The sequence below is a fragment of the Kaistella solincola genome (assembly GCF_000812875.1).
In the GTDB taxonomy this organism is placed as follows: Bacteria; Bacteroidota; Bacteroidia; order Flavobacteriales; family Weeksellaceae; genus Kaistella; species Kaistella solincola.
Genome location: NZ_JSYK01000003.1, coordinates 296,316 through 307,505 on the forward strand (window position 1 = coordinate 296,316; position 11,190 = coordinate 307,505).

8 protein-coding genes are annotated in these 11,190 nt (G+C 41.2%); 4 read left to right on the forward strand and 4 right to left on the reverse strand.

Annotated elements, in window-relative coordinates; translation table 11 throughout:
* Positions 1–210: 210 nt before the first annotated feature.
* Together OA84_RS05410 and OA84_RS05415 are read left to right on the forward strand one after the other, a co-directional pair.
* Positions 211–753, forward strand: coding sequence for a lipocalin family protein (locus OA84_RS05410; protein ID WP_039343531.1), 543 nt, complete (start codon positions 211–213; stop codon positions 751–753).
* 120 nt (positions 754–873) lie between these two features.
* The gene (locus tag OA84_RS05415; RefSeq protein WP_039343534.1) at positions 874–2,127 is read left to right on the forward strand and encodes a CinA family nicotinamide mononucleotide deamidase-related protein; all 1,254 of its coding nucleotides are present in this window, start codon (positions 874–876) and stop codon (positions 2,125–2,127) included.
* A 59-nt stretch (positions 2,128–2,186) separates the two neighbouring features.
* Here the strand turns inward: OA84_RS05415 and pdeM are convergent, their stop codons facing one another.
* From pdeM to OA84_RS05435, 4 genes are read right to left on the reverse strand one after another with little or no spacing between them, the layout of a single operon-like run.
* Positions 2,187–2,831 (reverse strand): ligase-associated DNA damage response endonuclease PdeM, encoded by a 645-nt coding sequence (gene pdeM / locus OA84_RS05420; protein WP_039343538.1) that lies wholly within the window; start codon positions 2,829–2,831, stop codon positions 2,187–2,189.
* Positions 2,828–5,281 (reverse strand): ligase-associated DNA damage response DEXH box helicase, encoded by a 2,454-nt coding sequence (locus tag OA84_RS05425; protein WP_039343541.1) that lies wholly within the window; start codon positions 5,279–5,281, stop codon positions 2,828–2,830. The genes pdeM and OA84_RS05425 overlap by 4 nt, the downstream gene beginning before the upstream one ends.
* Before the next feature lie 39 nt (positions 5,282–5,320).
* A complete protein-coding gene (locus tag OA84_RS05430; RefSeq protein ID WP_039343544.1) occupies positions 5,321–6,901 on the reverse strand; it encodes an ATP-dependent DNA ligase in 1,581 nt (526 codons plus the stop codon).
* Entirely contained in the window at positions 6,902–7,921 is a 1,020-nt protein-coding gene (locus tag OA84_RS05435; RefSeq protein ID WP_039345740.1) for a ligase-associated DNA damage response exonuclease, read from the reverse strand.
* Positions 7,922–8,089: 168 nt separating this feature from the next.
* On the opposite strand from OA84_RS05435, the gene OA84_RS05440 reads away from it, so the two are divergent.
* Both OA84_RS05440 and OA84_RS05445 read left to right on the forward strand, forming a co-directional pair.
* The gene (locus tag OA84_RS05440) at positions 8,090–8,752 is read left to right on the forward strand and encodes a head GIN domain-containing protein (RefSeq protein WP_039343546.1); all 663 of its coding nucleotides are present in this window, start codon (positions 8,090–8,092) and stop codon (positions 8,750–8,752) included.
* A gap of 178 nt (positions 8,753–8,930) precedes the next feature.
* Complete coding sequence (locus OA84_RS05445; protein WP_039343550.1) at positions 8,931–11,009, forward strand: M13 family metallopeptidase; 2,079 nt, start codon at positions 8,931–8,933, stop codon at positions 11,007–11,009.
* Positions 11,010–11,190: the final 181 nt, after the last annotated feature.

Consider the following 11,190-nt stretch of genomic DNA (forward strand, 5'->3'; position numbering starts at 1 on the left):
TTTTTCGGGTGATTTCGAGCTATCTAGTATTCAAATATTAAACCACCAACATACTTTCAGTTGTTTCGAAGGGTTAAACTTTTCTTAATTAAACGGTAGAAAAATTTCAATAGCAGCTGAAAATTTCAGCGGCGCAATATTTGTTGGGAAATTTTGAAAGTGAAAAATTCCGGCCTAAAAGCAGGTATTTTCTCATTTAAAAAAATCACTATGAAAAATTTAAAAAAAATCGCACTTCCGCTCGCGGCAGGAATTGTTACGTTAGCTTTACTTAACTCCTGTTCGGTCGGAATTCCGAAAGGCGCCACGGCAGTTCAAAATTTTAATGCCGATAAATACCTCGGAAAATGGTATGAAATCGCGCGTTTCGACTTCCGTTTTGAAAAAAACATGAACAATACCACCGCGCATTATTTCAAAAAAGACAACGGTCATATAAAAGTGGTGAACCGCGGTTTCAATTATGTGAAAAATAATTGGAAAGAAAGCGAAGGTGAGGCCAGATTTGTGGAAAATGAAAATATCGCGCGCCTGAAAGTTTCCTTTTTCAAACCGATTTGGGCAGGTTACAACGTTATCGACATTGATGAAGATTACAAATATGCTTTGGTCGCCGGCAATAATCTCGATTATTTATGGATTTTGTCGCGCGAAAAAACAATCCCGGAAGCTTATAAACAGCGCTTTTTGGAAAAAGCAAAAAAAATAGGTTTTAAGACCGAGAATTTAATTTGGGTGGAACACGACAAATAAAAGTGAAGGAAAATAAGTTTTTATTTTCCTTTTTTTATGCTAAAAAATTCCGTGCTAAATGAGCATTTTTTTTGAAAATAGCAAAGGGATTTTCAGTAAATTTAAAGTCTAAAATTTTCTATGAAAGCTGTTCTCATTACCATCGGCGACGAAATCCTTTCCGGAAACACCGTTGATACCAATTCTAATTTTATCGCTGCAGAACTTAAAAAAATCGGAATTCCCGTAGCCCAAATTTTCACCATTTCTGATGAAATTTCTGCCATTAAAAACACCTTAAAATCTGCTTTTGAAATTGGTGACGTAATCATCACCACCGGCGGTCTCGGTCCCACAAAAGACGATAAAACCAAAATTGCTTTTAAAGAATTTTTCAACGATGAACTGGTTTTAGATCCTGAAACTTTTGAACATTTGCGCAAGCTTTTTGAAAAAAGAAACCGCACGCATCTTTTAGAATTGAATAAGCCGCAAGCCGAAGTTTTAAGCAAAGCTTTTATTTTTCAAAATGAAAACGGCACCGCGCCTTGTCAAATGATTCAGGAAAACGGCAAAATTGTGCTCTCGCTGCCCGGCGTTCCGTTTGAAGTGAAACCATTGATAAAAGAAAAAATTATCCCTTTTTTGGCGGAAAAATTTGGTTTAAACCACATCGTCACGCACACTATTTCGGTGGTTGGTATTCCCGAAAGTTTGCTCTCTCAACAAATTGAAAATTGGGAGCTGGCGCTGCCAAAGGAAATCTCGTTGTCTTATCTCCCGGTCGGAAATCGCATTAAATTACGACTAACGGCAAATGGGAAAAATATGCCCGAATTGGACGGAAAAATTCTGCTTGAAATTGAAAAATTAAAACCGCTCATCGGCGAAAACGTAATTTCCTGGGATGGCGACGATATTGTGGAGATTTTAAAGGAAATTTTAACCGAAAAAAATCTTACCATTTCCACGGCGGAAAGTTTTACGGGTGGCGAATTATCTAAATTACTCACGTCAATTTCCGGCAGCTCCACCTATTTTTCCGGCGGAATTGTGGCGTATGATTACCAGAAAAAAATTGAGATTTTGGGGGTTTCAGCCCGGACAATTCAGGAAAAAACGGTGGTTTCCGAAGAAGTTGCGCAGGAAATGTCGGCGGGCGCGCAAAAACTTTTTAAAACCCAAATTGCACTTTCTACCACGGGCGTTGCGGGCCCGAATTCGGATGAATTTAATGCTGAGGTGGGCACTGCCTTTTATTCCATTCGCGTCAATGAATTTGAAAAAACCTCGCGCATTTATTTGCCGCATTTTGAGCGAAATGATTTTGCAAAATTTGTTTCCCAAAGAGTTTTGCAGGATTTGGTGGAAGTTTTAATAAAAGAGAAATATTAAAAATATGCTGTTAAAAGCGGGTTTTTTTCGAAAAAAATGCCCAAAAAGCCGCTAAAAATTTACATTTCAAAAATCAAATCTTCGGTAAAAGCAATACAGTCAAATTCCTGACAAGAAGTGGTGTCCAAACCTGTAAATTTGCTGAACGCCGGTAAAATCAGCTGGTTTTCCGAAACGCGGAAACATGGCAGACGCACCGATTTTCGCCTTTCAAGCTGTACCGTAACGCCGGGATGCAAATGCCCGGACACCGAAAACTGGTTTTCAGCATTTTCCGGAACGTGAATAAAGGTGAAAGGCGCCGCGTACAAAGCATTTTCGATGATGGTAATTTCCAGATCCTGTAAAAAATCCGCGCGGCGAATGTCGTGATTTCCTTTAACTAAAGTGATTTCTAAATTTTGGTGAAGATTTCGCCAGTGTTCGAAAATTTTAAAATCGGTATTCTTTCCCGAATGTAAAAAATCGCCGACCACAATTAGCTTTTTTACCTCGAAGTTTTGAACCAGAAAATCCAGTCTTTCCAGATCATCCACCAAAATATCCGACGGCACCGGAATTCCATTTTTCCGAAAATACGCTGACTTTCCTAAATGTAAATCGCTGATTATTACAGCGTTATTTTCCACCCAAAAGAGCGCGCGGAGATTCGTAAAAATAAGCTGTTGATTTTGGACGGTTTTTTCTAAAGTCTGCAAGGTCATTTTTTCATTTTCTTTTTCATGGCTTCCATTTTCATTCGTAAAATCCGGGCTTTCAAATCTTCACTGCTCAAACTTTGGCGCAGACTGTCCACTTTTATGGGGAAACTTAAGGGCGTAAAGTTATTTGAATTTTTGATAATAATCTCACTTTCGTGAATTCTTCGGAATGCTTCAACCAAACGTGCTTCATCAATCTGTTGAAAGAAAACTTCAGAATATGCCTGTTTTAGCAGCAAATTTTCCGGATCGTAATCTTCTAAAACATTGAAAATTAGTCCGGAAGAAGATTGCAAATTTTTGTTGTTTTTTTGCTGCCCCGGATAGGTGCGAATCACCATTCCGGAAATCACGGCGATATCACGGAACTTGCGCCGCGCCATTTCTGTGGAATTTACCGATGCCATGACGTCGCGGATGAGGTTTTCTTTTGAAAGTATTTCATGAATATTTTCTTCGTCCAAAGGAATTTCAAGTTTCGAAAATAATTCGAAACCATAATCATTCATCGCAATGGAAAATGAAATGGGCGAAATGCGGGAAATCCGGTAGGCAATTAAAGCAGACATTACTTCGTGAATGAGGCGCCCTTCAAAAGGATACATAAATAAATGATGACCTTCGCGCGTTTTAATGCGTTCCACCAAAAACTCTGTTTCGCTCGGAATATGCGAATTTTCCTGCTGACTCACCAAAAGCGGATGCAAAAACGTCAGTTCTTCTTCGGCAGATTTTGCGTTCAGCGATTCCGACAGTTTCTTTCTTAAAAAGCCGCTTAAATAAGAAGACAAAGGCAATCTTCCGCCGAGATAACTCGGAACAATTCCTTTGCCGGTGGAATTCCGAACGAAAACCGTCATTTCTTTGACATGAGAAACTTCCAGCACGCGACCGGCGAGGACAAATTTATCCTGTTTCTTCAATTTTGAAATGAAATATTCTTCGATCATGCCGACATATCCGCCGCCGAAAAATTTCACTTTCAGCATTGAGTCGCTTACGATGGCGCCGATATTCATGCGGTGCAACATCGCAATTCGGCGCGAGGTAACCTTGTACAAACCGTTTTCGATGACGACTTTGTGATATTCTTCGTAGTTTTTCAGTTTTCCACCAACGGTGATAAATGTTAAAACCCAGTTCCATTCTTCAGTGCTTAAATCTCCGAAAGCGTTGGTTTGCGTAATTTGCTTAAAGGTTTCTTTTTCCTCAAAACCGTCGCCAACCGCCAAAGTCAAAACAAATTGCAGTAAAACATCATAGCACAAAACCAAGGGTTCCCGCGGTTCGATTTTATTCTGTTTTACGGCCTCTTTTAACGCTGCAACTTCGATGAGTTCTAAGGAATGTGTCGGTACGAAATAAATCTTGGAAGTTTCGAAAGGCGAGTGTCCGCTGCGCCCGGCGCGTTGTAAAAATCTCGCAATTCCTTTACTGGAACCAATTTGAATGACTGTATCAACTGGTTTAAAATCCACACCCAAATCCAGCGACGAGGTGGAAATTACCGCTTTAAGATAACCGGAAGAAAGATTTTCTTCAATCCAAATTCGGATATCTTTATCCACGGAACTGTGGTGAATGGCAATTTGTCCCGCAAAATCCGGGTGTGTAGCGAGCAAAACCTGATACCACATTTCCGCCTGGCTGCGCGTGTTGGTGAAAACCAAAGCGGTGTTGCTCTCCAGAATAATCGGAATAATTTTTTCCACCAGCCGCGTTCCGAGATGTCCGGCCCAGGGCAAAACTTCCACATCTTCCGGGAAAACCGATTTGATCTCGATTTTCTTTTTTTCTTTCGCGACGACTTTTGTCTTTTTTAAATCGTAGGGAATTAAAACTTCCATCGCTTCGTCCAGGTTTCCGATGGTAGCGGTAATTCCCCAGATTCTCAGCTTTTTCTGATAACTCAAAATCCTTGAAACAGCAAGTTCTGTCATCACGCCGCGTTTGGAACTCAGCAATTCGTGCCACTCATCAACCACGACGCATTGGAGATTTTTAAAGAATTTTTGATTTTGTTTCTGGGCTAAAAGTAAATGCAGGCTTTCCGGTGTGATGATGAGAATATCCGGCATTTTTTTGGTCTGTTTTGCTCGAAGCGCTGCAGAAGTATCACCGTTTCGCACCGCCACTTCCCAGTCGAGACCAATTTCCTCTAACGCTTCACTCATGGCTTTTGCGATGTCTTTTGCCAAGGCGCGTAGTGGCGTAATCCAAAGGAGTTTCATGCCGGTTTTGTAATTTTCCGGATGGTTCATGAAATCAATGACGACGGCCAGAAAAACGGAAAAAGTTTTACCAAAACCCGTGGGCGCCACGACCATTCCGGAGTAATTATTGGAAAATTTAAACCACGTTTCCGACTGAAAACCGAAAGGTTCACGATCCTGAGAATCCATCCAGTTTTTGATGATCTGGAAACCTGTGGAATTTTTGAATTTTTCGGTCATTTAGTGCCTAAAATTTCTATAATTAATGGTGATTTGAAATTAGGTAATCAGTTTTTTAATTTCTTCGATGTCATCAATTTCTTCCGCAGTTTTATCGCGTCGCCAGCGTACAATTCGCGGAAAGCGAAGCGCCACGCCGCTTTTATGACGGCTGCTAAAACCGATTCCTTCAAAAGCGATTTCGAATACCAATTCAGGTTTTACAGTTCGTACCGGCCCGAATTTTTCAATCGCATTTTTATTTACAAATTTACTGACTTCCATTATTTCTTTGTCCGTCAAACCGGAATACGCTTTCGCAATCGTCACTAGTTTGTCCTCGTTTTTCACCGCAAAAGTATAGTCGGTGTAATAGCTGCTGCGCCTACCCGAACCTTTTTGCGCATAAATCAAAACCGCATCGATGGTCAGCGGATTCACCTTCCATTTCCACCAGTCGCCTTTTTTTCGCCCGGCGTGGTAATGTGAATTGATTTCCTTCAGCATGACTCCTTCCGAATTGTTGTCGCGGGAATTTTCGCGCACTTCTGCTAAGTTTTCCCAGCTTTCAACAGGAATAATTTCCGAGATTTTTATCCTTTCTGCCGGCGAATTTTCTATTAAACCTTCCAATAAAAGGCGTCTTTCTGTTAATGGTTTTTCCCTTAAATCTTCGTATTCCAACTCTAAAATATCATACACAAAAATATGGACGGGCAATTCTTCCAACATTTTTTTTGGAATGGTTTTCCGGTTCAGTCGCTTCTGTAATTCATTAAAATTCAAAACTTTATCGTCTTTAACAACCAGAATTTCACCATCGATCACAAAATTACCACTCATTTCCATTAATGCTGCGGCGATTTCAGGGAACTGCTCGGTTACCAGTTCTTCGCCGCGCGACCAGATGAAGACTTCGTCATTTCTTTTGATAAACTGGCCGCGGATTCCGTCCCATTTATATTCAGCCTGCCAGAGGTTACGGTCGCCCAAATCTTCAACTTCTTTTTCAAGCGGGTAGGCCAGACAGAACGGGTAGGGTTTGGATTCATTGGGATTGATGTTGGTGCCCTGGACTAGATTTTCGAAATTTTCTTCTTCCATCTTCCATTTTCCCATGATGGAATGCATCAAAATATTGCCGTCAACGCCAGAAAATTTAGACAGCGCATTGATGAGCAGTTTTTTGGAAACACCAATGCGGAAGCTGCCGCCAATTAATTTGTTGAAAATAAAACGCTCCAAATGATTGAGGCCGTTCCAGGATTCAATCACATAATTTTTCTTTTCCTCTTCGGTAAAATCTTTCAGCGCAATCAGTTGGGTCATCCATTGGGTTAAAGATTTTTCGATGGTATTTTCAGCATTGGGAAGAATCAGCGACAGTGTTTCGCCCAAATCTCCCACAGAAGAATACGATTCCACAAAAAGCCACTCCGGAAGTCCGGTAATTTCCAGCGCCCACTGTTTTAAAAGATTCGTGTTTACAGGCCTTTTTGGACGTTTACCAGTGAAAAGCGCCAGAAACCACAACTTATCATTTTCGTTGGCGACTTCCAAGTAATTTACCATAGCATCTATTTTTGCTGTGGTTTTATTGGTGCTGTCAAGCGCATTGATGAGGTTGGCGAAATCTTTCATTTAGTTTTCAAGGAGTTCTTTTTCGGCAATTTCTTCGTCACCAAAAATGGTTTGGAGTTCCACGGCATTAATGCCGATTTCATTTAAATATTTCGAAAAAACGGCAGTTTGGCCATGCGTGACGTATACTTTTTCGGCTTCCGTAGCTTTTACGGTTTCTAAAAGTCCTGTCCAATCGGCGTGATCGGAAATCGCAAAACCTGCGTCCGCAGAGCGCCAGCGTCGGGATCCGCGAACCTGCATCCAACCGGAACAGATAGCTGTCGCACGGTTTGGAATTTTTTTGATGACATTTGAATCGAAAAGCGCGGGCGGCAAAATCACGATTTCGCCATCCACGTGTTTGATGCTTTCCTGAAAATCAAGCGTTTCATAAGCCGGTAAGTCAATGCCGACGGATTCCATTCCCTCATTCAATTTTCCGATGGAACGGTGCACAAAAATTTTACCCGAACCTTCGATGGATTTCATAATTCGCTGCGCTTTTCCCAAAGAATATCCAATAAATACCGAAGTTTTTCCGTTTTCGCGGTTTTGCTGAATCCAGGATTGCATCAATTCCGCGTATTCCTGCGGTTTCAGCCAGTTATAAATTGGCAGTCCGAAAGTGCTTTCGGTGATGAATTCATGACATTTTACCAGCTCAAATGGTGTTGATAAACCATCATCATCCGTTTTATAATCGCCCGAAAAAACAATGATATAACCTTTGTATTCCATCTTCACCTGCGCAGATCCCACGATATGTCCGGCCGGAAAAAGCGAAACTTTTACGCCGTTGATATCAATTTCTTCCCCATATTCAACGGTTTGAATTTCAATATCTTCACCAATACGGTGCTTTAAAATTGGTTTTGTAAAGCGGTGACAAAGATATTTTTTCATTCCCCAACGCGCGTGGTCGCCGTGCCCGTGAGAGATCACCGCCAAATCCACAGGTTTCCAGGGATCGATGTAAAATTTACCTGGAACGCAGTAAATGCCTTTGTCGGTAACTTTGATGAAGGTTTTGGATTTCATAAAAAATTCGGGCTTATTTGGGGACATTTTCGGTATTCAAAAATTGCACCTTTCTAAGCCGAGGCGATTTTTTAAAATAAAAAATTTTGCTTTTAAAGCAGCTAAAATTTAGATTTCATTTTGAAATAAATTATCTTTGAATCCGTTGATTTAATAAAATTAAATATTATGAAAAAAGCGGCAATTGGTTTAATGTTGGGTGTTTTTCAACTTTCATTTGGGCAGTTCAGCAGAAATGTTGGTGAATTTTCATCGTTGAAAGTGTACCATAAAATTGATGTGGTTTTGGTTCCGTCATCGGAAAGTAAAGTGGAAAGTTCTGCGAGCGAGGGCGATATTGAAGCCATAAATAAAAACGGCGAACTGAGAATCCGCATGACGCCTTCAAAAATATTACAGGGCGACAAGGTAACGGTGAAAGTTTTTTACCAGAATCTGAACGATATTCAGGCGAATCTTGCTTCATCCGTAAGTTCACCGGAAACTACCAAAGCTAAAATGCTAAAATTAAGTTCTAACGAAGGTTCAAAAATCGTTCTAGATGTAGCTACCGGAAAATTGAATATAAAGACCAATTCCGGTGGTGAAATAAGTGTAACCGGACGTGCAGAATATCAGGATATTATCGTAAATTCGGGTGGAAAATTCAACGGAAAAAGCCTCGAGTCCGAAAGCGCAACCGTCACCGCAAACGCTGGTGGCGTTGCTGAAGTATTCGCTACCGAAGCGGTGAATGCTACCACACGAGCCGGCGGAATCATTGATGTTTACGGCGATCCTGCAGACCGAAAGTATAAAAATGTAATCGGCGGAAAAGTTAACTTCAAATAAAAAAAATTAGCCGTTAAAACCGGCTTTTTTTTAGTTTTCAATTTTTGAAAAATCGGTAACAAAAACGGTCTTTTTTTTGATATTAGCTATTTCAAAAAATATTACCGCTTAAACAGGGTATTTTTTCATTTTAAGCTTACCACTAAAACACTTTTATTAACCATATAAAGTTTTACCTATGAAAAATATTAACATTGGTATTCTGGCGTTTGCCGGAATCATTGCCCTGAATTGCGCGCCTGCCGCAGTTACTCCACCGGAACCTCCGGTTGCAGCTACAGAAACCGTAAAGGATGTTGAAGATGTTGGTCTGGATCTTTCGACCATCGATAATTCTGTGCGGCCGCAGGACGATTTTTATAATTTTGTGAACGGAAGTTGGATGAAAACCGCGAAAATCCCGGCAGATAAATCTACGTGGGGAAGTTTTAACAAACTTGCTGAAGATACCGACAACAACTCGATAACGATTCTGAATTCCCTGCTGAAAGATGAATATCCTGCCGGAAGTGAAGGCAAGAAAATCCAGGATTTGTACGGCACTTACATGGATATGGACAAGCGAAATGCCGACGGAATAGCGCCAATTAAAATGGATTTAGCAAAAATCGACGGCATCAAAACCGTGGCTGATTTACAAAAATACCTCATTGAAGCAACCAAAAACGGCGAAAACCCTTTCTATTCCTGGGGCGTTTTTTCAGATTTGAAAAACTCGAAAATGAACGCGGTTTATCTGGGCGAAGGTTCTTTAGGTCTTGGCCGCGATTATTACCAGAAAGTAAATCCGAAAAACACCGAAACTTTAGCGGAATACCAAAAATATGTAGCTACGATGCTGAACGCTTTGGGCTATGAAAATCCGGCCGTAACTGCAGAAAACATCGTAAATTTCGAGAAAAGCATGGCGCAAACATATCTGACCAACGAGCAGATTCGTGACGCCACTTTGCAGTACAACCCGCGCACCATGACGGAACTTTCCAAAATGGTGAAAAATGTAAACCTGCCGAAATATCTTGACGCAGCAGGTGTTGATACCGACCGCGTCATTATCGGTGAGTTGAAATATTACCAAAATTTGGATAAATTTTTGAACGCGAAGAATCTTCCGGTCATCAAAGATTATATGAAGTTTCACCTGCTTTCCGGCAGTGCAAGCTATCTGTCCGAAAATCTGGATAATATGAAATTTAATTTCTACGGTAAATATTTACGTGGCCAGGACGAGCAAAGAGCGCAGAATAAAAGAGGTTTCGAGCTCATCGACGGTTCTCTGGGTGAAGCTTTCGGCAAACTTTATGTGGAGAAATATTTCCCTGCAGAAGCCAAAACCCAAATGGTTGACCTCATTGGATATTTGAAAAAAAGCTTTGCCTCTCACATTACCAATCTAGATTGGATGTCGCCGGTAACCAAAGAAAAAGCGCTTAATAAGCTCAATAAATTTACCGTAAAAGTTGCGTATCCGGACACTTGGAAAGATTATTCCAAGTTGACGGTAAATTCCGTGAAAGACGGCGGAACTTTATACAGAAACCTTCAGAATATTTCCGCGTGGCAGTATGACCGCAACCTCGACAAAGTAGGTAAACCTGTAGACCGCACTGAGTGGGGAATGACGCCGCAAACCGTAAACGCGTATTACAATCCGGTAAACAACGAAATCGTTTTCCCTGCCGCGATTTTACAGCCGCCTTTCTTTAATCCAAAAGCTGATGCTGCTGTAAATTTTGGTGGAATTGGTGCAGTAATCGGTCACGAAATTACACATGGTTTTGATGATTCCGGTTCCCAGTTCGATGCCGACGGAAACCTTGTGGACTGGTGGACGCCAGCTGACAAAGCCAATTTCCAGAAAGCAACCAAAGCGCTTGCTGCACAATACGATAAGTTCGAACCGGTAAAAGGAACTTTCGTGAACGGAACTTTTACAAATGGTGAAAATATCGCCGATTTAGGCGGAGTAAATATCGCTTACGATGCGCTTCAAATGTATTTGAAAGATCACGGAAATCCGGGATTAATCAGCGGTTATACACAAGATCAGCGCTTTTTTATGAGCTGGGCAACTGTGTGGAGAACGCTTCAAAAAGAAGCGGCGCTCATCAACCAGATTAAAACCAATGAGCACTCGCCGGGACTTTACCGCGCTTTTGGTCCGTTGGTAAACACCGATGCTTTCTACAAAGCTTTCAATGTGAAAGAAGGCGACAAACTGTACAGAAAGCCGGAAGACCGCGTAAAAATCTGGTAATATAAAACCGAATTTTTTGCCCTTATATCGCCCAATTTTTTGGGCGATTTTTTTTGGGCGTATCCTTCTCTCGGGAATTTCCCTCGTTCAGGCCGGGCTTTCCGCTATATCTTTTTTTTGCCAGCGCGCAAGACCCGCTGCGAAAAAAAGGATGCCGCTGCAATCCCTTACGCAACAATTC

Coding starts and splice junctions, on each gene's coding strand:
- OA84_RS05410 (WP_039343531.1), top strand. CDS start 211: ATGAAAAATTTAAAAAAAATCGCACTTCCGCTCGCGGCAGGAATTGTT.
- OA84_RS05415 (WP_039343534.1), top strand. CDS start 874: ATGAAAGCTGTTCTCATTACCATCGGCGACGAAATCCTTTCCGGAAAC.
- pdeM (WP_039343538.1), bottom strand. CDS start 2,831: ATGACCTTGCAGACTTTAGAAAAAACCGTCCAAAATCAACAGCTTATT.
- OA84_RS05425 (WP_039343541.1), bottom strand. CDS start 5,281: ATGACCGAAAAATTCAAAAATTCCACAGGTTTCCAGATCATCAAAAAC.
- OA84_RS05430 (WP_039343544.1), bottom strand. CDS start 6,901: ATGAAAGATTTCGCCAACCTCATCAATGCGCTTGACAGCACCAATAAA.
- OA84_RS05435 (WP_039345740.1), bottom strand. CDS start 7,921: ATGAAATCCAAAACCTTCATCAAAGTTACCGACAAAGGCATTTACTGC.
- OA84_RS05440 (WP_039343546.1), top strand. CDS start 8,090: ATGAAAAAAGCGGCAATTGGTTTAATGTTGGGTGTTTTTCAACTTTCA.
- OA84_RS05445 (WP_039343550.1), top strand. CDS start 8,931: ATGAAAAATATTAACATTGGTATTCTGGCGTTTGCCGGAATCATTGCC.